The following is a 23,822-nucleotide window of genomic DNA, read 5'->3' as shown; positions in this document are numbered from 1 at the left end:
GCTTCTTCAGCCGATCGCTGCTCCGACATGCCTGGCTGGCTACATTGGTACAATCACCACCGACCCCATGCCGGGATCATGGCCGCTCCCCCAGCTCACCGACTGAACAACCTGCTTGGCAACGACAGCTAGCCGCTAGGCCGCGTCCACCAGCACGACTTCGGCGTCTTCGACGGCGGTGACGCGGATCGTTTCCACCTCGGCGATCGCGGCACCGTCGCGGGCGGCGAGAGCGACCCCGTTGACCTCGACCTTGCCCTTGGCCGGCACGAGATAGGCGTGGCGCCGGCCGCCGAGCGTGTATTCCACGGTCTCGCCGGCCTTCAGGTTGGCGCCGAGCACGCGGGCGTCGGTGCGGATCGGCAGCGCGTCGCTGTCGCCTTCGATCCCGCTGGCGAGGGTCACGAAGCGGCCCGAACGGTCGTCCTTCGGGAACGGCTTCGAGCCCCAGCTCGGCTTGCCACCCCGGGCATTCGGGATGATCCAGATCTGGAAGATCCGGGTCGCCTCGGATTCGAGGTTGTATTCCGAATGGCGGATGCCGGTGCCGGCGCTCATCACCTGGACGTCGCCGGCCTCGGTGCGCCCGCGGTTCCCCTGGTTGTCCTCGTGCGTAATCGCGCCCTCGCGGACATAGGTGATGATCTCCATGTCGGCATGGGGATGCGGCGGGAATCCGCTGTCGGCCGCGATCGTGTCGTCATTCCAGACCCGCAGCGCGCCCCATCCCATCCGGTCGGGGTCGTAATAGCTCGCGAAGGAGAAATGATGCTTGGCGTCCAGCCAGCCATGGTTGGCGCCGCCGAGCGAACTGAAGGGTCTGACGTCGATCATGATCGGATACTCCGTGCGCGGGCGCCGATAGGGGCCCGTTCTGATGGACGGAGATTTGGGGTTAGACAGGGGGTTCGTAAAGACTGCCCGGCGTGAACGGATTGTTCACCGGCTGAGCCAAATGGAAACCGCCATCCCAGGGCTATCCCGAAATGGCGGTTGGGCGCATTGACAGGCGCACTGAAGGCGGCGCGGTCAGCTTCCGCTGATCTCGGACGAGGACTGGATGAAGTTCTGCAGGCCCATGAGCTTGATGAGGCCCAGGTTGGTCTCCAGCCAGTCGATATGCTCTTCCTCGGATTCCAGGATGTCGACGAAGATCTCGCGGGAAACGAAGTCCTCGACCTTCTCGCAATGGACGATTGCGGCCTTCAGATCCTTGTGGGCGGCCATCTCGAGCTTGAGATCGCATTCGAGCATTTCCTGCACGTTCTCGCCGATCATCAGCTTGCCGAGATCCTGCAGATTGGGCAAGCCGTCGAGGAACAGGACTCGCTCGATCACCTTGTCGGCATGCTTCATCTCGTCGATCGACTCGTGATACTCGTGCTCGCCGAGCTTCTTCAGGCCCCAGTTCTTCAGCATGCGGGCATGCAGGAAATACTGGTTGATGGCGGTGAGCTCGTTCTTGAGCACGATGTTCAGGTGCTCGATGACCTTCTTGTCGCCCTTCATGGCCGGCTCCCGCGCATTGTGAATTAGTCCCCGATCTTCTACTCTGATGTCAGGGAGATAACAATCAGCGATAAGATCCGCATGCCGCCAACGCAAATCATTCGCACCACATGCCCGCGCGACTGCTACGACGCGTGCGGCATCGCGGTTGCCAAACGGGCCGACGGCAAGATCAAGGTGCTGGGCGATCCCGACCATCCGGTGAGCCGCGGTGCGCTCTGCGGCAAATGCGCGATCGCCTATAACGGGGCCTGGATCGATCCCAACATCCGACTGACTCGGCCGCTGAAGCGGGTCGGGCCGAAGGGCGAGGCGCGTTTCGGGCCGGTCACATGGGAGTATGCGATCGCCGAGATCGCGGCGCGGCTGAAGGGATTTGCCGATACGCATGGCGCCGAGAGCATCTGGCACACGCATTACACCGGCACCTGCTCGCTGATCGCCGGCGGCTTTCCGCAGCGATTCCTGAACCGGCTCGGCGCCAGCGAGGTCGATCCGGATTCGATCTGCAACGCGGCCGGGCATGCGGCACTCGGCTATATGTACGGGACGGGGTCCGAAGGCTTCGACCCGCGCATGGCCCAGCAGGCGACCACGATCCTGATCTGGGGCGCCAACCCGCATGCCTCGGCGCCGCACCAGCACAAGCATTGGATCCGCGAGACGGACGCGAAGCTGATCGTGGTCGATCCGGTGAAGCACTCGACCGCGGCGGCGGCGCATCTGCACCTGCAGCCCTTCCCCGGCAGCGATGCCGCACTGGCCTTCGCCATCGCCCATGTGCTGCGGCGGGACGGCAAGATCGACCGCGCCTTCGTCGCCGCGAACGCAATCGGCTGGGACGAGCTGGAGCCCGAGATCGCGCGCTGCTCCCCGGAATGGGCGGCGCCGATCACCGGCGTGCCCGCTCAGCAGATCGAAGAGGCGGCGCGGCTGTTCGGCGCCGGCCCGGCCTTGCTCTGGATGGGCCAGGGGCTGCAGCGCCAGCCGAAAGGCGGCAACGTGTTCCGCGCCGTGGCGATGCTCTCGGCGCTGAAGGGCGACTTCGCCAAGCCGGGCGCGGGCTTCCTGTTCCTGAACGGCGGCGCGCGCCGCGGACTCGACGGCGACTATATCGAGGCGCCGCATCTCCGCGCCAAGCCGAAGCGCGTCGGCAGCCACATGGACCTGGTCGATATCCTGCGCAAGCCTGAGGCAGCGCGCGCGCTGATCACCTGGAACGTCAACATCGCGGCCTCGAACCCGCGGCAGGCGGACCTCCACCAGGCCATGAAGCGCGACGATCTCTTCCATGTCGCGGTCGACTGCTTCGCCACCGACACCACCGACTTCGCGGATTTCATCCTGCCGGCGGCGGGCTTCCTGGAATTCGACGACATCGTCTCGCCCTATTTCCATATCGGCCTCTCGGTCCAGGCCAAGGCGATCGAGCCGATCGGCGAATCGCTGCCCAATCAGGAGATCTTCCGCCGTCTTGCAAGAGCGATGAGCTTCAACGAGCCGGAGCTCTATGAAGACGACGCGTCCATCCTCGACACGCTGGCGCGGCAGACGGGCCTCTCGGGCTTTGCGGAGCTGAAGGAGAAGGCGACCGTCACGCTGTCACCGGAGCCGGTGCCGACCTTCGCCGATCTCAAATTCCCGACGCCGTCGGGCAAGATCGAGCTGAAGAGCGCCCGGGCCGCGGCGGACGGGCACCCCGCCCTGCCGCAGCCTTGGGCCGATCCGCGGCCCGAGACCGGCCGCTTCCGCATGCTCTCCCCTGCTTCACCCTGGCTGATGAACAGCAGCTATCACGAGGACGCCAAGATCGCCGAGAAGATCGGGCCGGAAACCATCCTGCTGCATCCGGCCGACGCCGAGCGGCTGTCGCTGAAGGTCGGCGACAATGCCGCGGTCGCCAATCAGACCGGACGCCTGGTGATGCGCATCGATATCGGTGAGATCGTGCCGCGCGGAGTCGCGCTGGCGCATAAGAGCCGCTGGCCGAAGCTGCTGGCCGGGCATCTCAACGTGAACGCGCTCAATCCCGGCGAGAAGACCGACATGGCCGAAAGCAGCGCCGTCCACGGCGTCGAGGTGACGATCGCGCCGGCGTAGCTACCGGCTCAGATCGAGTTCTTGCTCAGCGAATCCAGGGCCAGCTTCAGGTTGCGCTTGGCGTTGGGGTAGAGCGGGTCGATGGTGATCAGGCGGCGGAAGGCGTCCGCCGCCGCGGCGTCGCGGCCGAGCTTCATGTTCGACATGCCGAGGCCGGAGAGCGCGCCGAAATGGCGGGGTTCCAGCTCCAAGGTGCGGTCGATGTCCGCGATCGCCTTCTGGTAGTCGCCCATCAGGAAGTAGACGGTGGCGCGCTTGTTCCAGCCCTCGGCGAAATCCGGTTTGGCCTGCAGGATCCGGTCGATGTCCAGGAGCGCGCCCTTGTAGTCGCCCCGCGCCATCGCCGTGGAGCTGGTCACCATCAGCCGGTCGAGCTCGGGATCTCCGGTCGCCGACCAGATCTCCCAGATCTTGTCCTCGACCAGGCCGGCCTGATCGCTGTGCTGCGCCGACTTCAGGAACTTGAACAGGGTCGGGAGATTGGGATCGCGCTGGTCGGCGAATGTCGCCAAGGAGCCGAAGGAGACAAGAGCGGCCAGCAGGGCCGATCCAAGCAAAGCCTTGCGCATTTCAGATCTGCTTCCTCTTCAGGATTTCCCGGACGATATCGAGGTTGTTCTTCGCGCTGCCGTTCTGCGGGTCAATCGCCAGCACACGCTGGAAAGCATCGGCGGCGGCCTCTTCGCGCTCCAGCTTGATGTTCACCAGGCCGAGACCCGAAATCGCGCCGATATGCCGGGGCTCGAGCTCCAGGGTGCGGTCGATGTCGGCCAGCGATTGCTGGTAGTTGCCCATCAGGTAATAGACCGTCGCGCGCTTGTTCCAGCCCTCGGCGAAATCCGGCTTCTGCGCGACGATCGCGTTGAACTTCTCCAGCGCGGTTCCGAACTTGTCCTTATCCATCGCCGCGTTGCCTTCGGTCATCAGCTGGTCGATCGCCGGGTCATTGGCCTCGAGCCAGATGGTCCAGATCTTCGCTTCGATTTCCAGCGCCGCCGTCGGATCGGGTGCCGCCTTCAACTGCTCGAACAGGGGCGGCAGGCGCGCATCCTTCTGGTCGGCCGCGGCAATTCCCGCGCCGGCGAGAAGAAACCAGATGGCGGCCATGCCGCCAATAAGGACTTTCCCCGAGAGAGGCCTCATAGCATCCTCCAGCATACGCTTGGCGGGATTCGGGTTCAGCGCCTAATCTCGCGCCTTCGCAGAATTGTGAGTAGCAGATGGCCGTAAAGATTTCCTCACCCGCCGCCGTGTTCCCGGGCACGTTTGCCGAGGGCCGGCAGCGTTTCCGCGAGGCCGCCAGCGCAGCGGGCGCGACCCTGGCCAGCCGCGCCAATCCGGAAAGAGGGCCGGACGGCGGGGACTTGAGCACCGAAACCGCCTGGCTCGGCCCCAAGGATGCGAGCCGCCTGTTCTTCGCCCAGGCCGGGACCCACGGCGCCGAGGGCTTCTGCGGCTCCGGCATCGAGACGGGCTGGCTGCAGAGCGGGATATTCGAGCAGCTTCCGCCCGACACCGCGGTTCTGCTGGTCCATGCGATCAATCCCTATGGCTTCGCCTGGGTGCGGCGGGTGACCGAGGACAACATCGATCTCAACCGCAACTTCGTCGATCACGGCAAGCCGACGCCGGACAACCCGGGCTATCGCGAGCTCCGCAATTCGATCTGCCCGGACGAATGGAGCCGGGAAGGCGAGAACCGCAACCGCGCGCAGTTCCAGGCCTATGCCGGCAAGCATGGCGCCTGGGCGCTGCAGGCGGCAATCACCCAGGGCCAGTATTTCGACAATGAAGGCGTGTTCTACGGCGGCAAGGCAGCCGGCTGGTCGAACCGCACGATGCGCGCGATCCTGAAGCCGCATTCGGATCATGTCCGAAAAATCGCCTTCATCGATCTTCACACCGGCCTCGGCCCCTATGGCTATGGCGAGATCATCTGCAACCATCTCGCCGGCGATCCGGGCACCGCGCGGGTGAAGGACTGGTACAACGACGCGACCGCGACCGACGACGGCACCTCGACCTCGACCGTGGTCACCGGCGACACCCAGATCGCCATCACCGATACCATCCCGGAGGCGGAGGTCACCGGCGTCACCCTGGAATACGGTACCCTGCCGCTGGAGGAGATGCTGCTGGCGGTCCGCGCCGACAATTGGCTCCACGTCCATGGCGACCTCGAGAACGCCAAGGGCAAGGAGATCAAGTCGCAGATCCGCGCCGCCTTCTATCCGGACAAGGACGACTGGAAGAAGATGGTGTTCGACCGCGCGATCGATGTCGCCGAGCGCGCGATGAAAGGGCTCACGCAGTCCTAAGCGCGCTGAGCTCCGCCGGCATCGGTCCGCCATTCGCCCAATCGAGCAGCTCGACCGTGTGGACGATCGGCACGTCGATCGCGCTGCTGAGCTGTTGCAGGCAGCCGATATTGCCGGTGGCCACGAGGTCGGGCGCGGTGCTCGCGATATTCGCCGCCTTGCGGTCGCGGAGCTGCGCCGAGAGCTCCGGCTGCAGCAGGTTGTAGGTGCCGGCCGAGCCGCAGCAGAGATGGCCTTCGGGGATCTCCGCGACGTCGAAGCCGGCGGATTTCAGCAGCGCGCGCGGCGGTTCGGAAATCTTCTGCCCGTGCTGCATCGAGCAGGCGGAGTGATAGGCGACTTTCAGCTTCGGCACTGAACCCGAGACGCCGAGCATCGCCAGGTATTCGGTGATATCGCGGGTCTTGGCGCTGACCTGCGCCGCCGCTTCCCGGACGTCGGCCTCGGTACGGAGCATGTAGCCGTAATCCTTCACCGTCGTGCCGCAGCCCGATGCGGTCACCAGGATCGCGTCGATCTCGCCGGCCTTCTGCCAGGCCGCGATGTTGTTGCGCGCGAGGCGGTGCGACTGGTCGGTGAAGCCCATGTGATGGCCGAGCGCGCCGCAACAGCCGGCCCCTTCCGGCACCACCACCTCGACCCCCAGCCGATTGAGCAGGCGGATCGCCGCCGCATTGATCTCCGGCCGCAACACCGGCTGCACGCAGCCGGCGAGCAAGGCGACCCGGCCGCGGCGCGGGCCTTGTGCCGGGAAGACCTGCGGCCGATCGGTCTTCGACGGACCCTTCGGGAATCCCGGCACCAGTTTCAACGCGTTGCCGAGCTTGCCCGGCAGCCACCGCGCGCCGCCCAGAGTCTTCGCCAACGCCGCACCCATCATCGCCAGCCGGAAGAGACCGGTCCGCGGCATCACGAAGGCCAGCAGCCGCCGCAGCCAGCGTTCGTCGGCGGGGCGGGTGAAAGTCTCGGCGATATGCGCACGGGCGTGATCGACCAGGTGCATGTAATGCACGCCCGAGGGGCAGGTCGTCATGCAACTCAAGCAGGAGAGGCAGCGGTCGATATGCTTGGCCTCGGTGGCGGTCGCGGCGCGGCCCTGCTCCAACATCTCCTTGACGAGATAGATGCGCCCGCGCGGGGAATCGAGCTCGTCGCCGAGCAGCACGTAGGTCGGGCAGGTCGCGGTGCAGAAACCGCAATGCACGCAGGCCCGGAGGATCTTCTCGGATTCCGCGGTATCCGGGTCGGCGAGCTGGGCCAGGGTGAAGCTGGTCTGCATGTCAGATGCCTTCGAACATGCGACCGGGATTGAGCACGCGTTCCGGATCGAAGGCGCGCTTCACCTGCTCGGTCAGCGCCCGCGCCCCTTCGGCTTCGAACACCTGGACCTTGCGGCGCTCGGCTTCGGGTGCCCGCACCAGGGTGGCGTGGCCGCCGCAGCGCTGGAAGGCGCGCCGCACCTGCTCCGCATGCGCACCGCCGCTGGCCGGGCTCGACAGCCAGACCAGGCCGCCGCCCCAATCGAGCAGGAAGTTGCTGCCTGGAATGTCGATCGCACAGCTGGCCGCGACCCCGGCGCCATGGGCCGGCGGCACCGAGATGCGCCAGAGGATGGTGTCGATGTCGAAGAAGGGATGGAGGTCGCGGATCTCGCGCCAGAGCGTGATCGAGTTGGCGCTGTGCAGCTCCTCGGTCGCGCCCCCCACGTCCTTGGCAAAATCGCGGCGCAAGGCGGCGCAGTGATGCTCCACCACCGGTCCGGAGCCTTCGACCCGGAGCGCGGTTACGCTGCCCTGCGCGCCCACATAGTCGCAATCGGATGACTGCGCCTGGATCTGCGGCAGGAAAGCCGCCGCGGAAATGTCGTAGGGCCCGGTCAGCGCCTTGGTCATTGCCGCATTGGCCGCCGCCGCATCCAGGCCGTAAAGCAGCACCGTGCGCGTCCTCTCCGGGCGCGGCAGCACCTTGACCGTGACTTCGTCCATCAGCGCGAGCGTGCCGAAGGAGCCGGCCATCAGCTTCGGCAGATCGTAGCCGGTGACGTTCTTCACCACCGGGCCGCCACCCTTGAAGATCTCGCCGCGGCCGTTGACCGCGGTGAAGCCGAGGAAGTGGTCGCGCGCGGCACCGGCCTTGAAGCGGCGCGGGCCGGAGAGGTTGGTGGCGAGGATGCCGCCCAGGGTGCCGGTGCGGTTGCTGCCGGCATCGTCGCCCGGATAGAGCTTGCCGAAATCCGGTGGCTCGAAGGCGAGGAACTGGTTTTTCTCCTCGAGCGCTGCGGCAATCTCCGCCATATGCGTGCCGGCCCGCGCCACCAGCACCAGCTCTTCCGGATGATACGAGATGATGCCCGACATCGCCGCGGTGGTGATCTGCCTTGCGGCATCGACCGGTCGGCCGAAGCCGCGCTTGCTGGAGGCGCCGAGGATTTCCAGCGCCGCCTTGTCGGCGATCGCCGCCCGCACGCAATCGGCGGCCTCCTCCAGAGAGGCTGGACTGAGCAATTCCATTCTAAAACCGCGGCAATTCGGGATGAGGCAAGGCGCCGCCGCGGACATGCATGCGGCCAAGCTCGGCGCAGCGGTGCAGATTCGGGAAGACCTTGCCGGGGTTGAGCAGCTGATCGGGATCGAAGGCGCATTTCAACCGGATCTGCTGATCGAGGTCGAGCTCGGAGAACATCTCCGGCATGAGGTCGCGCTTCTCGACGCCCACACCATGCTCGCCGGTCAGCACGCCGCCCACTTGCACGCAGAGCTTCAGGATGTCGGCGCCGAATTTTTCCGCGTTCTCGAGCTCGCCCTTGTTGGCATCGAACAGGATCAGCGGGTGCAGGTTGCCGTCGCCGGCATGGAAGACATTGGCGACCCGCAAGCCGTATTTCCTGGAGAGCTCCGCCATGCGGGTCAGCACCTCGGGCAGGCGCCGGCGCGGGATCGTCCCATCCATGCAGATATAATCAGGCGAGATCCGCCCGACCGCGGGAAATGCCGCCTTGCGCCCGGCCCAGATCTTCAGCCGCTCCGCCTCGCTCTCGCTGACCCGCAGCGTCGAGGCACCATTGGCCTTCACGATCTCGGTCACCTGCCGCAGCAGGTGATCGCATTCGACGCCCGGGCCATCGAGCTCGACGATGAGCAGCGCCTCGGCATCGAGCGGATAATCCGCATGGACGAAATCCTCGGCGGCGTGGATCGCCGGCCGGTCCATCATCTCCATGCCGGCCGGGATGATGCCGGCGCCGATCACCGCGGCGACCGCGGCGCCGGCCTGCTCGTTGCTGGGAAATCCCGCGACCAGGGCCCGCGCCGTCTCCGGCCGCTTCAAGAGACGCACGGTCACCTCGGTGACGACGCCGAGCAGGCCTTCCGACCCGGTCATGATGCCCATCAGGTCATAGCCGCCGGCGTCGAGATGTTTGCCGCCGAAGCGCACCACCTCGCCTGAGATCAGTACGACTTCGAGACCGAGCAGGTTGTTGGTGGTGAGGCCGTATTTCAGGCAATGCACGCCGCCGGAATTCTCCGCGACATTGCCACCGATGGTGCAGGCGATCTGGCTCGAGGGATCCGGCGCGTAGTAGAAGCCCGAAGCCAGCACGGCGTTGCTGATCGCGAGATTCTGCACGCCGGGCTGCACCACGGCGCAGCGGTTCTCGAGATCGATCTCCAGGATCTTGTTGAGCTTGCCGAGACCCAGCACCACGCCATCGGCCAGCGGCAGTGCGCCCCCGGACAGCGACGTGCCGGCGCCGCGCGGGACGACCTTGAGCTTATTCTCGGCGCAGAACTTCAGCACCGCGGAGACTTCCGCCGTGCTGCGCGGCAGGGTGACCAGCAGCGGCGCCTGGCGATAGGCGGTGAGGCCATCGGACTCATAGGCCTTCAGCGCTATCGGATCGGCAATCACCGATTCCGGCGGCAGCAATTCGGCCAAGGCCGCAGCCAGGCGTGCCTTCTGCGCGATCGTGTTCGAGTCCGGGGCAGGCATCAGCATGGCTGCACTATTGCCGAAACCCGCGCAAAACAAAACCGCGCGGGGCAGGGCCACGCGCGGTTCGTAGAAAAGCTTGGCTTTCGCCTGGGCTGTTAGCCCTGGCGCGCCTTGAAACGCGGGTTGGTCTTGTTGATCACATAGACCCGGCCGCGGCGGCGGACGATACGGCAATCCTTGTGCCGCGTCTTGGCCGACTTCAGCGAGTGAATGACCTTCATGGCCGGTATCCTTCGAACTAAAAATGCGGGCGGAACATAGTGGCGCGGCTGCGCCCTGTCAACCCCGGGCAGATCGACCTAACCCATTGATCCGTCAAGAGGACTTGGTGCTGCCCATCTTGATGGCGTAATAGCGCCGGAGCTGCAGCGCGCCGGAATCGAGCGCAGCGACCCGTTTGGTCCAGAGCGCCACCTCGGCGACCGCCGCTTCGGGATGGGCGCGGGCGGCGGCGGCGGCGGCCGGATCCTGGGTGAAATTCACGAAGGCCTCGATGACGTGGGTGCGGTAGGTCGCCGTCAGGTCCTCATCGACCCGGACATCGAACTTCAGGCCCTTCATCTTGGCGAGATAGTCGTCGCCCAGCCAGAAATGCCCCGCCTTGCCGTCCCGGGTCACGAAACCCTTCAGGCGCGGATCGTCAGGCTTGGTGCCGGGCGTGCGCACGAAGTCGGTGAGCGCGATCTGCCCGCGGGCCTTCAGCGCCCGCTCGAAGTTGGCGAGCAGCTTCTCCTTCTCCGGCACCATGTAGAGCGCTTCGCTGGAAAAGATGCAGTCGTAGGTCCCGGCCTTGGGCTGGAAGTCCTTGACGCTGCAAGGCTTGATCTCGGCCTTCTTGATGCCCTTCTTGGTCGAGAGCTCCTGGCCGCCTTCGGCCATGATCGCATCGGGCTCGAAGCCTTGGACCCAGACGCCGAACTCTTCGCTGACCGCCCGGGTGCCGCCGCCCAGCCCGGACCCGAAGTCCATCACCGTCATGCTGGGATCGAGCGCGAAGGGCTTCACCAGCGTGAGGATCGCGGCGGTACCGCCCGGCCCCACCAAGCTCTCGCCCCAGATGATCTGGGCGATCTTGATGTAGGGCTGTTCCAGCGGAGGAATATCTTCCGGCGGCGTAGCGACCGGCTCGACGGGACCCAGGACCGGCTCCGGCACCGGTGGCGGCGCGTCCATCAGATCGGCCACGTCATAACCCTCCCACCACGCCTTGAAGCGCGTCTTGAAGGATGGCTTGGCAGTTGGCGGTGCGCTGGATTCCAGGGCCGCCCCCATGTTCCGACCTGCGGAAAGGTTGCAAGAGCGGTGAATATACGGATGTTTTCGTTAACGAAAGCTTCTATTGTCGGCCCCGCCTCGGCGCCTGCCACGGCGCCCCGAACTGTCCCTTTGAGATCAGCCCCCTAAGATCCACGATGACCACAGATTGCGATTTCCTGGTGATCGGCGCCGGCGTGTCCGGTGCCGCCGCGGCCTGGGAACTGGCCGCGCTCGGCAAGACCATCCTGCTGGAGATGGAAGACCAGCCGGGCTACCACAGCTCCGGGCGGTCGGCCGCGCTCTACACGCCGAATTACGGACCGGCCCCGGTCCGCGAGATCTGCCAGGCCGCCGGCGCCTTCTTCAGCGCGCCGCCCCCGGGCTTCGCCGAGCATCCGCTGCTGACCCCGCGCGGCGCCTTGACGCTCGGCATCGACGATCCCGAGAACGCGATCGACAAGCTGCTCAAGGACGCACCGCCCGCGCACCCGATCGCGGAGATCTCGCTGAAGCAGGCGATCGAACTCTGCCCGTTGATCCGGCCCGGCGTGTTCCGCCGCGCGATCTACGAGCCGGGCGTCATGGACATGGACGCGGCGGCAATTCACCAGGGCTATCTGCGCGGCTTCAAGGCGCGCGGCGGACGGCTCGCCGTCTCCGCCAACGTGACGGCGCTGGAGCGCAGCGGCGGTCAATGGACCGCGGTCACGGCCAACGAGCGCTTTCGCGCGCCGATCGTGGTCAACGCCGCCGGGGCCTGGGCCGATCGCATCGGCGCCCTGGCGGGCGCGCCGCGGATCGGCCTGCAGCCTTGCCTGCGCACGGTCATCCTGGTCGAGGTGCCGCCGGATTTCTGCAAGCCGACCCAGCCGGTCGGCGAGGTGATCGAGACCTGGCACTACTTCAAGCCGGAAGCCGGCCGCATCCTCGCATCGCCCGGCGACGAGACTCCGGTCGATCCTATGGACGCCTATCCCGACGACATGGTGATGGCCGAGCTCGCCGACTACCTGGAGCGGCATACGCTGCTGAAAATCGAGCGGATCCTGCGGAGCTGGGCCGGCCTGCGTTCCTTCGTGCCCGATCATTGCCCGGTGGTCGGTCTCGACCCGCGAGCCGAGGGTTTCTTCTGGCTCGCCGGCCAGGGCGGCTACGGCATCATGATGTCGCCGGTGCTGGGCCGCGCCACCGCGGCGCTGATCGATACCGGCAGCTTGCCGGAGGACCTCCGGGAGCGCGGCCTGACCCCGGCCGATCTGGCACCGGGCCGCACGGCTTTGCGCGAGTCGGCGGTTACGGTTGGTTAAACTCTTTGGGGGATTAATCTCTTGGCGCTCTCCCGGGTCGCGTGGCACGATGTGCGCCATCGGCGCCGGGGCCGCGTGAGTCGCGGAAAGCGCCGCCATTTGCGCATCCAAGATCAGCGCATCGAAGTGTCCAGGGGTTCGGTTGATGGCCAAGAATGAGATCGACGCGGGTGGCGATGACCGTCGCCACGACCCACGTTTCGTCGTCAACCTGCCGGCGCATGTCACCATCCGCGGCGATCGCGTGCTGTGCAAGCTGGTCGATATCTCGCTGCACGGCGCCCTGGTCGAGACCGCCGGTCCGGTTCATGTCGGGGACAAGGTCAGCCTCGACCTGCCGAACATCGGCCCGACCATCGCGACGGTGCTGCGCATCACGCCGACCCATATGGCGATGGTGTTCCCGGGCGCGGTGGTGATCTCGTCGCTGATTCCGAAAGAGTGACCGGGCCGACGGCCTGAGCCGCCTCAGGCCAGCTCTTCGCGCGGCATGGCGCGGATCATCTCGGCCACCTCGAACTCGCTGAATTCCTGGCTGTCCGGCAGTTCCAGATGCAGCGAGCCCGCTTGGCAATTGACCACGACCACCTCGCGCTTTTCGAGATAGGGCTGGGGCAGCATGGTCAGCCGGCTGCCGACCGCGAGCCCGCCGGTCGCCGGCGGCAGCACGCAGGCGCCACGGCGCGAGACGTTGTAGTAATGGGTGACCGCGACCGTGCGGCGCTCCTCGGCGTCGTCGAACACCAGGATGGTGGCGCCGTCAAAACTGAAGCGCGGTTCGCGTCTCTGATCGATTCCGTCCATTTATCCGCTTCGCCGGCCGAGCCATACCACCGCTCCCTGTTGCGGCGCCGGCCGGTCTTTTCCCCAAGCGACGCACTCCTTATAGGGAAGGTCCCAGGAGTCGGCAACAAAAGCCTCGGCCGTAAACCATGGTCCTAAGGTTCCTATTGCCGCGCTCCGCTGAGTGAGTCTAACTTTCGACATCGAATCCGGGGGGACGCGTATGACGGATTCAGAACTCTCCGACGTGCTGCTGATCGAGGACACGCCCTCGATGGCGCGGGTCTATCTGGAATACTTGAAGCGCGGACCGTTCCGGGCGCGGCACTGCATGACCGGCCAGGAAGCCCTGGACGACATCGCCCGCAGCCCCACCGATGCGGTGCTGCTCGATCTGCGCCTGCCCGACATGGACGGGCTCGATGTCCTGAAGCACATCCGCACCCGCGAATTCCAGGTCGCGGTCGTCGTCATCACCGCAGACGGCTCGCTCAACCGCGCGGTCGAGGCCATGCGCGAGGGCGCGCTCGACTTCCTGGTGAAGCCATTCAACGCCGACCGGCTGTTGATCACCCTGGGCAACGTGCTGGAGCGCCGTCGCCTGAACTCGATGGTCGAGAGCCTGAGCGGCCATGCCGGTCCCGGCGAGAACGGCGGCAATGGCAACGGCCCGAAGGTCCTGCCGCTCCACGTCACCGAGCGCAACGCGATCGAGCAGGCGATCCGCGCTTGCGACGGCAACGTGGTCCGCGCCGCCGCGCTGCTGGAGATCAGCGCCTCCACCATCTACCGCAAGCTCGCCACCTGGCATGAAGCGCCGCCCAACGGCGAGCCGGCGCTGGAGATGCACGCCTAACCGACGGCCATCCTCCGCAGCACCCGGTCGAGCTCCGCCAGATCGGCATCCACCTCCGCCTCGAGGCGGGCGAGCTGGGCCTCCGCCTCCGCGCCTCTTTGCGCATCGGCGGCTTGCTCGATCAGCGCAGCAATCGCCGCGAGATCCGCAAGGCCGAAGCTGCTGGTGGCGTGCTTGAGCGAATGCGCCTGGCGGCCAAGCTCGCGCCAATCCTGGGTCCCTAGCAGGCTGCGCAGCGCGACCACCGCGCCGCGCGTCTCCTCCTCGAAGAGGCGCGCGAGGCGCTGGAAGGCCTCGCCGCCGACATCCAGCACCATCTGGTCGATCGGCCGCCGGTCCACCGCCATGATTCAAGGCTCCATGCGCTCAGGAGCCCGCCGAAAGGCCGAAGTCGAAGGCAAGCGCGGCACCGGTCAGGGCGCCGAGACGCGGCGAGGCCGACATATAGACCAGCTCCGCCACTTCCTCGGCGGTGATGAAGCGCGCCTTGGCCTTCTGCGGATACTTGCTGCGGAGCTTCTCAAGATAGCCTTCCGCATCGCCGCCGCCGAAGGCGCTGGCCTGGTAGTCCAGCATCGGCGTCGCGACGTCGCCCGGGCAGATCGCGACGGCGCGAATGCCGCGCGGCGCGAGTTCCACCGCCAAGGCCTTGGTCAGCAGCACCACGCCGCCCTTGGAGGCGCAATAGATCGCCGCTCCGGCATTGCCGACCAGGCCGGCATCCGAGGCGATGTTGACGATGATGCCGCCGGTCTTCTCCAGCGCCGGGATCGCATAGCGGTTGGTGAAGAACACGCCCTTCAGGTTGACGTCCATCACTTTGTCATACTCGGCCTCGGTGGCCTCGTCGGCGGGGCCTTCGGTCCAGATGCCGGCGCCGGCGACCAGCACGTCGAGCCGCCCGAATTGCGCGACCGTCTCCCGCACCATGCGTTCGCAGTCGGCGACCTTGGTCACGTCGGCCTTGATGCCGAACACGCCGGAGGCGAGGTCCTTGGGGTTGAGATCCGCGGCCGCGATCTTCGCGCCCGCTTCCAGGAAGCGCGCGGCGATGGCGCGGCCCATGCCGCCGCAGCCGCCCGTGATCAGAACGATCCGGTCATCTTTCGTGCTGGTCAATTCCCTTTGATCTCCTGAATGATGTTGCCGCCATCGACCACGATCAGCTGGCCGGTGACGTAGCTGGCGGCCTCGCCGGCCAGGAAGAAGGCGACGGCGCCCACTTCCTCCGGCCGGCCGGAACGACGCGCCGGGGTGTTGCGCCCGGCGCGCTTCTCCTTCGCCGACTGCGAGCCGGTGGCGATCCAGCCCGGCGCAATTGCGTTCGCAGTGATGCCGAGCGGCGCCAGCTCCAGCGCCAGCGAACGCGTGTAGCCGGTCATCGCCGCCTTCGCCGTGCAATAGGCGCCGCCCCGCGGAAAGGTCACCAGCGGTCCGCTGACCGAGGAGACGTTGACGATGCGGCCGTAGCGCTGACGCTGCATGATCGGCGCCGCGGCGCGGGTCACGAAGAAGCAGGTGTCGAGGTTGAGCGAAAGCGCGCGGCGCCATTCGTCGTCGTCGATCCGTTCGACCGGCGAGGCGGTGTTCTTCTTGCCGGTCTGCACCATGCCGGCGTTGTTGATCAGGATGTCGAGGCGGCCGAACTTCTTCTTCACCGCGGCGACCAGAGCCTTCGCCTCTGCATTGTCGCTCAAGTCGGCGATGAAGGCGGCCTTCGAGGCTGCGTCCCCGGGCAGCTCCTTCAAGCGATCCTGGATCCGCCTGGTGGTGGAGGTGATCGCGACCTTGGCACCCGCCTCGGCCAGCAGCTTCGCCGCCGCGAAGCCGATGCCGTCCGCGGCACCGGCGCCGGTCACCAAGGCGACCCGGCCTTCATATCCATTTCCCTTGGTCTTCATTTTCCCCAATCCGATGTGGCGCAATGCTTCATCATGCTTCGCTGACGCACAGCTTACCACCCCCTTGCATAGCCCCCGGGCAATCGCTATGACTCTCGCCCAGCGGTAGTCGCCTGCCGGGATCGTTAATTCCCCGGCCTCCTCTCAAGACACCGTCGCGCCGTGCATGCGGTACATAACCAATATGTAGCCCCGGCGCGCTCATCCTCTCCACGCAAGGTTTGCGAGCGCACCGCGGCAGAGGTGCGTTTGAATGCAACAGACTGAAGCCGCGCGCAGCGTTCCGGGCATCGCGTCCGCGCAGATCGATTCCATGCTGAAGCGGGAGCGCGACCGCTTCCTGCAGGCCAACCCGACCTCGGCCAAGCTGGCCGAGAGCGCCAAGGCGCATTGGCACAACGGCGTGCCGATGCATTGGATGCTCGACTGGTCGACGCCCTTCCCGCTCTACGCCAAGGAAGCCAAGGGCGCGACCCTCACCGACGTCGACGGCCACGCATACGACGACTTCTGCCTCGGCGACACCGGCTCGATGTTCGGCCACTCACCCGAACCCGTGGTGCGCGCGATCCGCGAGCAGTCGGAACGCGGCCTCACCTACATGCTCTCGACCGAGGACGTGCCGGTGGTGGGCAAGCTGCTGTCCGACATGTTCGGCCTACCCTATTGGCAGGTCGCGACCACCGCGACCGATGCCAACCGCTTTGTGATCCGCTGGTGCCGCGCCATCACCCAGCGGCCGAAAGTGCTGATCATGAGCGGCTGCTATCACGGCGCCGTCGATGACACCTTCCTGCGCCTCGACCAGGACGGCAAGCCCGCGAACCGCGTCGGGTTGATGGGCCAGGTCTACGACCTGACCCAAGGCACCGTCGTGGTCGAGTTCAACGATCTCGACGCGATCGAGCGCGCGCTGAAAGCCGGCGACGTCGCTTGCATCCTGACCGAGCCCGCGCTCACCAACATCGGGATGGTGTTGCCGCAGCCGGGCTATCTCGACGGCATGGCGCAGCTCGCCAAGAAATACGGCACGCTCCTCATCATCGACGAGACCCACACCATCTCGACCGGCTATGGCGGCTATACCCGCATGCACAACCTGAAGCCGGACTTCTTCACCCTCGGCAAGCCGGTTGCCGGCGGCATTCCGACCTCGGTCTTCGGCTTCACCGCCGAGATGGCCGACCGCATGCGCAAGGCGGAAGCTGAGGCAGGCCCCGGCTACAGCGGCATCGGCACCACCTTGAGCGCCAATGCGCTGCAGCTCCACTGCATGCGCGCCAACCTCGCCGAGGTGATGACGCCAGCCAACTACAAGCACATGCTCGATCTCTCCGAGCGTCTGGCCCGCGGCGTCGAGAAGGAGATCAACCGGCGCAACGTGCCCTGGCATGTCTCCAATGTCGGCGCGAGAGCCGAGTTCGTCTGCTCGCCGACGCGCCCCAAGAACGGCGCCGAGGCCAAGGCCGCGATGCGGCCGCATCTCGAGCTCGCGGTGCATCTCTATCTCCTGAACCGCGGCGTGCTGATCGCGCCCTTCCACAACATGACCCTGCTCTCGCCCGCGACCACGGCGGAACAGGTCGATCACCTGGTGGCCACCGTCGGAGGCTGTCTGGACGAACTGAAGGCATGAGGCTGCCCGGGGCAAGCCGGGCATTCGAAGCGAAACGCCTCAACCTGAATTCAATCGTCCAAGGAGTCTTCGGTCATGAACATGCAGCAGAAAGCCACCCCCACCGGAATTGCCAGCGTCGAGGAATGCGACGCCTTCTTCGCGGCGCACCCGGAGATCGAGAACGTCCAGATCTTCTTCGTGAACCAGTCCGGCGTGCCGCGCGGCAAGAATCTCCGCAAGCGCGACGTTCGCGGCATCTTCGAATATGCCCGGATGATCCCGGGCACCATGCTGGCGCTCGACATCAACGGCGAGGATGTCGAGGAAAGCGGCCTGGTGATGAGCGACGGCGATGCCGACCGGCTCGGCCGCCCGGTGCCGGGTACCTTGCAGCCGGCGCGCTGGCTCGACAACGATTTCGCCCAGGTGATGCTCTCGGTCTATGAGCTCGACGGGGCGCCCTGCAACGTCGATCCGCGCCATGTCCTGACAAGCGTGGTCGATCGCTTCAAGGAGCTCGATCTCACGCCGGTGATCGCCTGCGAGCTCGAATTCTACCTGATGGACCAGAAGACGCCCGGCCAGGGCCCGGCCTCGCCGGTCAGCGGGCACCGCAGCAAGCATATCCAGGCCTACGGCTTGCGCGAGCTGGACGACTTCCAGCCCTTCCTGGACGATCTCTACGCCTTCGGCGAAGCGGCCGGCCTGCCGCTGGAATCGGCGATCTCGGAGAACGCGCCGAACCAGTTCGAGGTCGGGCTGGTGCACCGCGCCGATGCCTTGCGCGCGACCGACGAGGCGCAGGTCTTCAAGCGCCTGGTCAAGGGCACGGCGATGCGCCACGGCCTCGAGGCGACCTTCATGGCCAAGCCGCATAACGGACTGGCGGGGAGCGGCCAGCATCTCCACGTCAGCCTGGCCGACGAGAACGGCAAGAACGCCTTCGCCAGCGACGACCCGACCGGCAACGATCTCCTGAAGTTCGCGATCGGCGGCATGAAGGCGCTCCTAGGCGATGCGATGGCGATCTTCGCCCCCAACGCCAATTCCTATAAGCGCTTCCAGGCCAATCTCTACGCGCCGGTGGCGCCGACCTGGGGCGTCAACAACCGCACCGTCAGCTTCCGCGTGACCGCGGGCCCGGCCTCGTCGCGCCATGTCGAGCACCGGATCTGCGGCGCCGATGCCAACTCGACCCTGGCGGTCGCCGCCTTGCTGGCCGCGATCCATCACGGCATCACCCACAAGATCGATCCCGGTGCGCCGATCGTGGGTGACGGCTACACGCTGGCCGCCGAGCAGGGCCTGAGCCTGCCGCGGCACTGGAACCTGGCGCTCGACGCCTTCGCCAATTCGACGGCGATGCGCGACTATCTCGGCCCGCGCTTCCACCAGATGTTCACCGCGATCAAGCGTTCCGAATACGACCGCTACCACGCCCAGGTGACCGAGCTCGATTACGACTGGTACCTGAGGAACGCCTGACGCCGGAACGCGCCATGATGCGGCGTTTCCACGCTGCATCATGGTAAATTAACGGCATCTTGTAGCGGCACCGGCGTGCGTGGTAGTTTTCTGTCAAATCAAGGCCCTAATGCCGGCTTCGCTTCTCTGAAAGATGCGCCGGCCGGGGCCGGAACAGGTCAGACAGCGGAGTTCGCCTTGGGTCTCTTCAGAAGCAGAAAGCCGGTCCAGGTTCACGTCGGCAATCGGTATCGGGTCGGCGATTCGCCGCTGATGGTGTGGGAGGTCGCGAACCTGTTCCAGGGCATCGACGGCACCCCCTATGCGCATATCTTCTGCGTCGCCGATCCCAGCCGGCGCAAGACCGTGGCCCAGAATGCGCTCGAGGCCGGCAACCAATACGTCCGCATCCAGGACGCGCACGCACACTGAGGCGGTTGCGCCGGCGCCGACAACCGGCGACGCGCGACCCGCGACGGAATCGGCAAAAAGATCTCGCCCGCTCCCAGACGACCGCGGCGCGGCGCTGAACGTCATATCCACATCTCATCGGGGACCAGACCATGGCGCGCCGCTCGCTGGAGCTTGACGACCGTCTCTACGACTACCTCGTGCAATTCGGCACGCGGGAGAACGACCTGCTGAAGGACTTGCGCAACGAGACCGCGAAGCTGCCGGGCGCCGGCATGCAGATCGGTCCCGAGCAGGGCGCCTTCATGGCCCTGCTGGTGGAGCTGACCGGCGCCCGCCGCGCGCTCGAGGTCGGCACCTTCACCGGCTATTCCAGCCTCTGCATCGCCGGCGCCCTGCCGGCCGACGGCAAGCTGATCTGCTGCGACGTCAGCGAGGAATATACCAGGGTCGCCCGCGACTACTGGCGCCGCGCCGGGCTGGAGAGCAAGATCGAGCTCCGCCTCGGGCCGGCGGTCGCGACGCTCGACGCGCTCATCGCCGCCGACGTCGAACCCTTCGACTTCGCCTTCATCGACGCCGACAAGACCAACTACTCGAACTATTACGACCGCGCCATGCGGCTGGTGCGCCCGGGCGGCCTGATCGCGATCGACAATGTGCTCTGGGGCGGCGACGTCGCCGACCCGAAGCAGAACGACGAGGACACAAAGGCGATCCGCGCGGTCAACGAGAAGGTCCGCAATGATGAGCGTGTGACCCTGGCGCTGGCGCCGATCGGCGATGGGCTGACGCTCGCCCGCAAGCGCTGATCCGGGCCGCGCTCCGAAACCTCGAAAGTTCCGTCGCGGCGCGACGGAATTTTCCACGCCTCCTCTCCGAATCCAGGAACTCCGCTTCTGCGCGGGGTTTCGGGCTAATGGGCGGGCTTCGCCCGGATTCGGTGTGCCCGGGCCATGCGCCGGGCATCGGCTTCAGGAGAGCGAAATGGCAGAATCCACGAACAACAATGCCGGCGGCAGCGGCCGCGGCGGCAACAGCTTTCTCTATTTCATCGTCGGCGGCCTGGTGGTGATCGTCGCCCTCGGCTTCTTCCTCATGCAGGGCGGCGCGATCGGCCCGACCAAGACCACCACCGAGCAGACCACCACGTCGCCGGCGCCGGACGGTTCCGGCGCGACCTCGACCACCACCACCCAGCAGACCACTACGCCGAACTGATCCAGCCAATCCCGCGATTGCCGCAATGGGCGGAGTGTTCAGGCTCCGCCCATTCGCTGTCCGAGGCGTCTCCCCTTCGCGGAATTCCGCGGCTATGCTGCCGCCATGTCGATCATGGCTTCTCCCGTCGTCGAATACCCGGAAGTGATCTCGCCGATCCTGCGCGAGGGCTATGGCTACTGGCGGGGCAAGCGGGGCGATCGCCCCTTCCCGGCCCGCGCCGACTTCGATCCGCTGATGGAAGCACCGAAGCTCGCCCGCAGCATGATGCTGCTGGACGTCGAGCAGGCGCCGCTCGACTTCCGCTACCGCCTGATCGGCGACAAGCTGCGCGACCATATGGGCGAGAACTGGATCGGCAAGCGCTGGTCGGAGATCGAGCAGCAGCGGCCGCCCAACCCGATCTGGATGCATCACCAATGGGTGGTGGAGAACCGCCTGCCGCGTTTCATCCGCCCGAATTATGTCGGACCGCACAAGCAGTTCCTGTTCATCGAATCCGCCGTGCTGCCGCTGGGCGCCGATCCCGAGCGGGTGGACATGCTGATGCTGTTCGTCGATTTTCTGTCGAAGCTCGGGCGCTGAACCTTTGGCGCTAAGCCGATGGCTGCCGCGCCGGCAGTCCCACCTCGGCCATGAATTGCGCATAGCAGACCGGGCAGAGACCGTGGCTCAGGGAGACACGCGGGCTGCCACCGGTGCGGTAGTATTGCTCCGGCGCGACCCAGCTGGCCGCGTCATCCTCGTGCCCCGGTTCGGCCAGCACCCGATGGCACATGCTGCAGATCACCAACAGCGGCACCGAGGGATCCACCAGAGTGACAGCCTTGTCGTATTCGAAGATCGAGAGCGGCGGCCGCTGCCCCTCGCGCAGGATCTGCGAGCTGAACAGGGCGGTGCCAGGTTCGGCATCCGCCACCGCCGCGACCGTCATCCGCAGCGCGCGCATCATGCCGGGCGAGTCGCAGCGATAGTCCAGCTCCCAGACATGTTCCGGATCCGAACGAATGCGCGAGAGGATCTGCCGGTAGAGCGCCTGCACGTCGCCGCCGGAGATGAATTCGAATAGATTGCGGCCGACCAGGCTCTTGGGATCCGGCTGGCCCGGCGCGCTGCCGACATGGGATTGCCAGTGCCGCCGGCCCACCAGCAGAATCTTTCCCGCGTGATCGACCAGATAGGCCGGCCCCCAGATCGCATCGAGAAGCTGCTGCGCCGTCAGCATACCGCGATCATGCGAGCCGGGTCGGGATCGGTCAAGCTTGGCCCTTAGACCCGGTCCCGGATCAAGGGCGTGGTCGAGCAGTGGATGCCGCCGCCATTCAAGTGCATCGCGTCGTAGGGCAAGGCCTTCCACTCGGCGCCCTTCTTCGCCAGCTGGTCGAGGATGCGATTCGAGCCGCCTTCCGGGATGATCAGCTTGCGCGGCGCGACCGCGAGGGAATTCACGATCCAGCCGTAATCGGAGGGCTCGATCTCGATGGTCTCGACCTTGAGGCGCTTCAACTCCTCCAGGAAGGCGTAAGAGAGGCCGGCGGGATTGATCAGCGCCAGCTCTTTGTCCACCATCAGGAAGGCGCCGTCGATATGGATGTCGTAGCCGACCAGGTCGGTGACGATCAGCTCGACGCCCTGGCGCTTCAGCACCTCGCCGACCTGCGCCGCGCCCTCGCGATTGACGCGGATGCCGCAGCCGATGACCGCGGTCTTCTCGTTGATCCAGGCGAAGCTGCCGCCTTCCATCAGCGCCGAGCCGGAAAGCGTGCGCAGGATCGGCACGCCGATCTTCGCCAGGGTGCGGGTGATCGCCAGCTCCTCGCCGCGGCGGATCCGGGCGCCCATGCGGCAGACGATGGCGCCGCCCTTCACCATGATCAGCGGATCGCGGGTGTAGCAGGATTTGAGGCGCTTCCCCGCGTCGCCCTCCACCTCGAAGACCTCGATGCCCTCGGCGCGCAGGGCGGCGGTGAGCCCGTCATGCTGCGCCTGCATTTCGGATAGCGGCGGCACGCGGTCGCTCTGGAAATACCAGCCTTCCTTCACGTCGCCGTAAGAGCCGATCTCCGGGATCCGCTTCTTCGGATCGACCACCTTCAACTCATCGCCCGGGCGATGCACCAGCACCGCGCGCATCCGGCCGACGTCGTTGTCGATGCCCCAGGCGCGGCCCCAGTATTTCTCCAGCTCGTCCTCCGCCTCGAATTCCGGCGTCGCGCCGGCGGCGAACATCTTGACCGTCTGGTTGTAGATCCAGTGCGCTGAGGATTCGGTTGCTTCGTCGGCCATGCCAGGCTCCGATCAATGAGGACGAGACCGAGTGTAGCGCTCGCCGCTTGCTTGCGCGACCGGATCAATGCGGTAAGCTGCCGGACCATTTGGGGAATGCCGCGCCATGAGCCTCGACTTCCTGATCACGACGCTGATCATCGTCGCCTCGCCGGGGACCGGCGTGCTCTACACCCTGGCCGCCGGCCTTTCGCGCGGACCCAAAGCGAGCGTGGTCGCGGCCTTCGGCTGCACCCTCGGCATCGTCCCGCACATGGCCGCCGCGATCCTCGGCCTCGCCGCCCTGCTCCACACCAGCGCCGTCGCCTTCCATACCTTCAAGTATGCGGGCGTCGCCTACCTGCTCTACATGGCCTGGATGACCTTGAAGGAGCATGGGGCGCTGAAAGTGGAGCTGGACAACAGCGGACGTTCGGTCTTGCAGGTCACGGTCCAGGCGATCCTGATCAACATCCTCAATCCCAAGCTCTCGATCTTCTTCTTCGCCTTCCTGCCGCAATTCGTGCAGGCGAACGAGGCGCATCCGCTGGCGCGCATGCTGGAGCTCAGCGCGGTGTTCATGCTGCTGACCTTCGTGGTGTTCGTCGGCTATGGCCTGTTCGCCGCCGCGATCCGCAGCCACGTGATCACCCGGCCCCGCATCCTCACCTGGATGCGGCGCGCCTTCGCCGGCGCCTTCGTGGCCCTGGGCGCCAAGCTGGCGGTCGCCGATCGCTAGTCCATCCGGCGAGCCTATTAGGCTTCATAATAAGGTCATTCAAAACAATTCGATTTTCTGATGGAGTTCGCGGCGCTATT

At 66.1% G+C, this 23,822-nt stretch carries 27 protein-coding genes; 12 read left to right on the top strand and 15 right to left on the bottom strand.

What is annotated here, in order from left to right; all coding sequences use genetic code 11:
• Nucleotides 1–135 precede the first annotated feature (135 nt).
• Entirely contained in the window at nucleotides 136–834 is a 699-nt protein-coding gene (locus ACH2CY_RS20310) for a pirin family protein (protein WP_395021256.1), read from the bottom strand.
• A gap of 195 nt (nucleotides 835–1,029) precedes the next feature.
• Nucleotides 1,030–1,509: a bacterioferritin gene (gene bfr / locus ACH2CY_RS20305; RefSeq protein ID WP_395021255.1), complete on the bottom strand. Its 480-nt coding sequence runs from the start codon at nucleotides 1,507–1,509 to the stop codon at nucleotides 1,030–1,032.
• Nucleotides 1,510–1,590: 81 nt separating this feature from the next.
• On the opposite strand from bfr, the gene ACH2CY_RS20300 reads away from it, so the two are divergent.
• On the top strand, nucleotides 1,591–3,609 hold the full coding sequence (locus tag ACH2CY_RS20300; RefSeq protein ID WP_395021253.1) for a molybdopterin-dependent oxidoreductase: 2,019 nt from the start codon (nucleotides 1,591–1,593) through the stop codon (nucleotides 3,607–3,609).
• A gap of 8 nt (nucleotides 3,610–3,617) precedes the next feature.
• Here ACH2CY_RS20300 and ACH2CY_RS20295 read toward each other — a convergent pair whose 3' ends face one another.
• Both ACH2CY_RS20295 and ACH2CY_RS20290 read right to left on the bottom strand, forming a co-directional pair.
• Complete coding sequence (locus tag ACH2CY_RS20295) at nucleotides 3,618–4,178, bottom strand: tetratricopeptide repeat protein (RefSeq protein ID WP_395021252.1); 561 nt, start codon at nucleotides 4,176–4,178, stop codon at nucleotides 3,618–3,620.
• Between the two features lies 1 nt (nucleotide 4,179).
• Nucleotides 4,180–4,716 (bottom strand): tetratricopeptide repeat protein, encoded by a 537-nt coding sequence (locus ACH2CY_RS20290; RefSeq protein WP_395021250.1) that lies wholly within the window; start codon nucleotides 4,714–4,716, stop codon nucleotides 4,180–4,182.
• A 113-nt stretch (nucleotides 4,717–4,829) separates the two neighbouring features.
• Between ACH2CY_RS20290 and ACH2CY_RS20285 the strand changes: the two genes are divergently transcribed.
• Nucleotides 4,830–5,927, top strand: a complete 1,098-nt coding sequence (locus tag ACH2CY_RS20285; RefSeq protein ID WP_395021249.1) for a M14 family metallopeptidase — start codon at nucleotides 4,830–4,832, stop codon at nucleotides 5,925–5,927.
• On the opposite strand, the gene glcF is transcribed toward ACH2CY_RS20285, so the two are convergent.
• From glcF to ACH2CY_RS20260, 5 genes are all read right to left on the bottom strand, one after another.
• Nucleotides 5,914–7,206 (bottom strand): glycolate oxidase subunit GlcF, encoded by a 1,293-nt coding sequence (gene glcF, locus ACH2CY_RS20280; RefSeq protein WP_395021248.1) that lies wholly within the window; start codon nucleotides 7,204–7,206, stop codon nucleotides 5,914–5,916. The genes ACH2CY_RS20285 and glcF overlap by 14 nt on opposite strands.
• 1 nt (nucleotide 7,207) lies before the next feature.
• Complete coding sequence (gene glcE, locus ACH2CY_RS20275; RefSeq protein WP_395021246.1) at nucleotides 7,208–8,437, bottom strand: glycolate oxidase subunit GlcE; 1,230 nt, start codon at nucleotides 8,435–8,437, stop codon at nucleotides 7,208–7,210.
• 1 nt (nucleotide 8,438) lies between these two features.
• Entirely contained in the window at nucleotides 8,439–9,923 is a 1,485-nt protein-coding gene (locus ACH2CY_RS20270) for an FAD-linked oxidase C-terminal domain-containing protein (RefSeq protein WP_395021245.1), read from the bottom strand.
• A gap of 92 nt (nucleotides 9,924–10,015) precedes the next feature.
• The gene (gene ykgO, locus ACH2CY_RS20265) at nucleotides 10,016–10,141 is read right to left on the bottom strand and encodes a type B 50S ribosomal protein L36 (protein WP_379954749.1); all 126 of its coding nucleotides are present in this window, start codon (nucleotides 10,139–10,141) and stop codon (nucleotides 10,016–10,018) included.
• Between the two features lie 94 nt (nucleotides 10,142–10,235).
• Complete coding sequence (locus ACH2CY_RS20260) at nucleotides 10,236–11,105, bottom strand: methyltransferase domain-containing protein (protein ID WP_395021243.1); 870 nt, start codon at nucleotides 11,103–11,105, stop codon at nucleotides 10,236–10,238.
• A gap of 227 nt (nucleotides 11,106–11,332) precedes the next feature.
• Here ACH2CY_RS20260 and ACH2CY_RS20255 point away from each other — a divergent pair, with 227 nt between their 5' ends.
• Nucleotides 11,333–12,484 carry an NAD(P)/FAD-dependent oxidoreductase gene (locus tag ACH2CY_RS20255; RefSeq protein ID WP_395021242.1) on the top strand — a complete coding sequence of 384 codons (1,152 nt, stop codon included), beginning with the start codon at nucleotides 11,333–11,335 and terminating at the stop codon, nucleotides 12,482–12,484.
• Nucleotides 12,485–12,629: 145 nt separating this feature from the next.
• Complete coding sequence (locus ACH2CY_RS20250; protein ID WP_395021241.1) at nucleotides 12,630–12,929, top strand: PilZ domain-containing protein; 300 nt, start codon at nucleotides 12,630–12,632, stop codon at nucleotides 12,927–12,929.
• A gap of 23 nt (nucleotides 12,930–12,952) precedes the next feature.
• On the opposite strand, the gene ACH2CY_RS20245 is transcribed toward ACH2CY_RS20250, so the two are convergent.
• Nucleotides 12,953–13,288, bottom strand: a complete 336-nt coding sequence (locus tag ACH2CY_RS20245; RefSeq protein ID WP_395021240.1) for a hypothetical protein — start codon at nucleotides 13,286–13,288, stop codon at nucleotides 12,953–12,955.
• 202 nt (nucleotides 13,289–13,490) lie between these two features.
• On the opposite strand from ACH2CY_RS20245, the gene ACH2CY_RS20240 reads away from it, so the two are divergent.
• Nucleotides 13,491–14,123, top strand: coding sequence for a response regulator (locus ACH2CY_RS20240; RefSeq protein ID WP_395021239.1), 633 nt, complete (start codon nucleotides 13,491–13,493; stop codon nucleotides 14,121–14,123).
• Here the strand turns inward: ACH2CY_RS20240 and ACH2CY_RS20235 are convergent.
• Genes ACH2CY_RS20235 through ACH2CY_RS20225 form a run of 3 tightly spaced genes read right to left on the bottom strand, consistent with a single transcriptional unit; the run spans nucleotide 14,120 to nucleotide 16,024 of the window.
• The gene (locus tag ACH2CY_RS20235) at nucleotides 14,120–14,470 is read right to left on the bottom strand and encodes an Hpt domain-containing protein (protein ID WP_395021237.1); all 351 of its coding nucleotides are present in this window, start codon (nucleotides 14,468–14,470) and stop codon (nucleotides 14,120–14,122) included. The two genes, ACH2CY_RS20240 and ACH2CY_RS20235, sit on opposite strands and share 4 nt — an antisense overlap.
• 19 nt (nucleotides 14,471–14,489) lie before the next feature.
• Nucleotides 14,490–15,242, bottom strand: coding sequence for an SDR family NAD(P)-dependent oxidoreductase (locus tag ACH2CY_RS20230; RefSeq protein WP_395021236.1), 753 nt, complete (start codon nucleotides 15,240–15,242; stop codon nucleotides 14,490–14,492).
• Nucleotides 15,239–16,024, bottom strand: coding sequence for an SDR family NAD(P)-dependent oxidoreductase (locus ACH2CY_RS20225; RefSeq protein WP_395021235.1), 786 nt, complete (start codon nucleotides 16,022–16,024; stop codon nucleotides 15,239–15,241). Before ACH2CY_RS20225 ends, ACH2CY_RS20230 begins: the two co-directional genes overlap by 4 nt.
• Before the next feature lie 253 nt (nucleotides 16,025–16,277).
• Here ACH2CY_RS20225 and ACH2CY_RS20220 point away from each other — a divergent pair, with 253 nt between their 5' ends.
• From ACH2CY_RS20220 to ACH2CY_RS20195, 6 genes are all read left to right on the top strand, one after another.
• Nucleotides 16,278–17,660 (top strand): aspartate aminotransferase family protein, encoded by a 1,383-nt coding sequence (locus tag ACH2CY_RS20220; protein ID WP_395021234.1) that lies wholly within the window; start codon nucleotides 16,278–16,280, stop codon nucleotides 17,658–17,660.
• Nucleotides 17,661–17,735: 75 nt separating this feature from the next.
• Complete coding sequence (locus ACH2CY_RS20215) at nucleotides 17,736–19,127, top strand: glutamine synthetase family protein (protein WP_395021233.1); 1,392 nt, start codon at nucleotides 17,736–17,738, stop codon at nucleotides 19,125–19,127.
• Between the two features lie 177 nt (nucleotides 19,128–19,304).
• Nucleotides 19,305–19,538 (top strand): hypothetical protein, encoded by a 234-nt coding sequence (locus tag ACH2CY_RS20210; protein WP_395021232.1) that lies wholly within the window; start codon nucleotides 19,305–19,307, stop codon nucleotides 19,536–19,538.
• A gap of 131 nt (nucleotides 19,539–19,669) precedes the next feature.
• Nucleotides 19,670–20,329 carry an O-methyltransferase gene (locus ACH2CY_RS20205; RefSeq protein ID WP_395021231.1) on the top strand — a complete coding sequence of 220 codons (660 nt, stop codon included), beginning with the start codon at nucleotides 19,670–19,672 and terminating at the stop codon, nucleotides 20,327–20,329.
• Nucleotides 20,330–20,504: 175 nt separating this feature from the next.
• Entirely contained in the window at nucleotides 20,505–20,738 is a 234-nt protein-coding gene (locus ACH2CY_RS20200; RefSeq protein WP_395021229.1) for a hypothetical protein, read from the top strand.
• Nucleotides 20,739–20,852: 114 nt separating this feature from the next.
• Nucleotides 20,853–21,323: a PAS domain-containing protein gene (locus ACH2CY_RS20195; RefSeq protein WP_395021228.1), complete on the top strand. Its 471-nt coding sequence runs from the start codon at nucleotides 20,853–20,855 to the stop codon at nucleotides 21,321–21,323.
• Between the two features lie 10 nt (nucleotides 21,324–21,333).
• Here ACH2CY_RS20195 and ACH2CY_RS20190 read toward each other — a convergent pair whose 3' ends face one another.
• Both ACH2CY_RS20190 and ACH2CY_RS20185 read right to left on the bottom strand, forming a co-directional pair.
• Nucleotides 21,334–21,963, bottom strand: a complete 630-nt coding sequence (locus ACH2CY_RS20190) for a hypothetical protein (protein WP_395021226.1) — start codon at nucleotides 21,961–21,963, stop codon at nucleotides 21,334–21,336.
• A gap of 44 nt (nucleotides 21,964–22,007) precedes the next feature.
• A complete protein-coding gene (locus tag ACH2CY_RS20185) occupies nucleotides 22,008–23,024 on the bottom strand; it encodes a dimethylarginine dimethylaminohydrolase family protein (protein ID WP_395021224.1) in 1,017 nt (338 codons plus the stop codon).
• A 106-nt stretch (nucleotides 23,025–23,130) separates the two neighbouring features.
• Here ACH2CY_RS20185 and ACH2CY_RS20180 point away from each other — a divergent pair, with 106 nt between their 5' ends.
• Nucleotides 23,131–23,742 (top strand): LysE family translocator, encoded by a 612-nt coding sequence (locus ACH2CY_RS20180; protein ID WP_395021223.1) that lies wholly within the window; start codon nucleotides 23,131–23,133, stop codon nucleotides 23,740–23,742.
• Nucleotides 23,743–23,822: the final 80 nt, after the last annotated feature.

Source organism: Dongia sp., assembly GCF_041905885.1.
Lineage (GTDB): Bacteria > Pseudomonadota > Alphaproteobacteria > Dongiales > Dongiaceae > Dongia.
This window is presented reverse-complemented; position numbering and strand designations above follow the sequence as displayed.

Excerpts from the sequence above, each read along its gene's own strand:
- ACH2CY_RS20270 (WP_395021245.1), bottom strand. The coding sequence starts at position 9,923 with ATGCTGATGCCTGCCCCGGACTCGAACACGATCGCGCAGAAGGCACGC.
- ACH2CY_RS20285 (WP_395021249.1), top strand. The coding sequence starts at position 4,830 with ATGGCCGTAAAGATTTCCTCACCCGCCGCCGTGTTCCCGGGCACGTTT.
- glcF (WP_395021248.1), bottom strand. The coding sequence starts at position 7,206 with ATGCAGACCAGCTTCACCCTGGCCCAGCTCGCCGACCCGGATACCGCG.
- ACH2CY_RS20185 (WP_395021224.1), bottom strand. The coding sequence starts at position 23,024 with ATGGCCGACGAAGCAACCGAATCCTCAGCGCACTGGATCTACAACCAG.
- bfr (WP_395021255.1), bottom strand. The coding sequence starts at position 1,509 with ATGAAGGGCGACAAGAAGGTCATCGAGCACCTGAACATCGTGCTCAAG.
- ACH2CY_RS20250 (WP_395021241.1), top strand. The coding sequence starts at position 12,630 with ATGGCCAAGAATGAGATCGACGCGGGTGGCGATGACCGTCGCCACGAC.
- ACH2CY_RS20205 (WP_395021231.1), top strand. The coding sequence starts at position 19,670 with ATGGCGCGCCGCTCGCTGGAGCTTGACGACCGTCTCTACGACTACCTC.
- ykgO (WP_379954749.1), bottom strand. The coding sequence starts at position 10,141 with ATGAAGGTCATTCACTCGCTGAAGTCGGCCAAGACGCGGCACAAGGAT.
- ACH2CY_RS20220 (WP_395021234.1), top strand. The coding sequence starts at position 16,278 with ATGCAACAGACTGAAGCCGCGCGCAGCGTTCCGGGCATCGCGTCCGCG.
- glcE (WP_395021246.1), bottom strand. The coding sequence starts at position 8,437 with ATGGAATTGCTCAGTCCAGCCTCTCTGGAGGAGGCCGCCGATTGCGTG.
- ACH2CY_RS20255 (WP_395021242.1), top strand. The coding sequence starts at position 11,333 with ATGACCACAGATTGCGATTTCCTGGTGATCGGCGCCGGCGTGTCCGGT.
- ACH2CY_RS20195 (WP_395021228.1), top strand. The coding sequence starts at position 20,853 with ATGGCTTCTCCCGTCGTCGAATACCCGGAAGTGATCTCGCCGATCCTG.
- ACH2CY_RS20310 (WP_395021256.1), bottom strand. The coding sequence starts at position 834 with ATGATCGACGTCAGACCCTTCAGTTCGCTCGGCGGCGCCAACCATGGC.
- ACH2CY_RS20225 (WP_395021235.1), bottom strand. The coding sequence starts at position 16,024 with ATGAAGACCAAGGGAAATGGATATGAAGGCCGGGTCGCCTTGGTGACC.
- ACH2CY_RS20240 (WP_395021239.1), top strand. The coding sequence starts at position 13,491 with ATGACGGATTCAGAACTCTCCGACGTGCTGCTGATCGAGGACACGCCC.
- ACH2CY_RS20245 (WP_395021240.1), bottom strand. The coding sequence starts at position 13,288 with ATGGACGGAATCGATCAGAGACGCGAACCGCGCTTCAGTTTTGACGGC.
- ACH2CY_RS20190 (WP_395021226.1), bottom strand. The coding sequence starts at position 21,963 with ATGCTGACGGCGCAGCAGCTTCTCGATGCGATCTGGGGGCCGGCCTAT.
- ACH2CY_RS20180 (WP_395021223.1), top strand. The coding sequence starts at position 23,131 with ATGAGCCTCGACTTCCTGATCACGACGCTGATCATCGTCGCCTCGCCG.
- ACH2CY_RS20290 (WP_395021250.1), bottom strand. The coding sequence starts at position 4,716 with ATGGCCGCCATCTGGTTTCTTCTCGCCGGCGCGGGAATTGCCGCGGCC.
- ACH2CY_RS20300 (WP_395021253.1), top strand. The coding sequence starts at position 1,591 with ATGCCGCCAACGCAAATCATTCGCACCACATGCCCGCGCGACTGCTAC.
- ACH2CY_RS20215 (WP_395021233.1), top strand. The coding sequence starts at position 17,736 with ATGAACATGCAGCAGAAAGCCACCCCCACCGGAATTGCCAGCGTCGAG.
- ACH2CY_RS20295 (WP_395021252.1), bottom strand. The coding sequence starts at position 4,178 with ATGCGCAAGGCTTTGCTTGGATCGGCCCTGCTGGCCGCTCTTGTCTCC.
- ACH2CY_RS20200 (WP_395021229.1), top strand. The coding sequence starts at position 20,505 with ATGGCAGAATCCACGAACAACAATGCCGGCGGCAGCGGCCGCGGCGGC.
- ACH2CY_RS20235 (WP_395021237.1), bottom strand. The coding sequence starts at position 14,470 with ATGGCGGTGGACCGGCGGCCGATCGACCAGATGGTGCTGGATGTCGGC.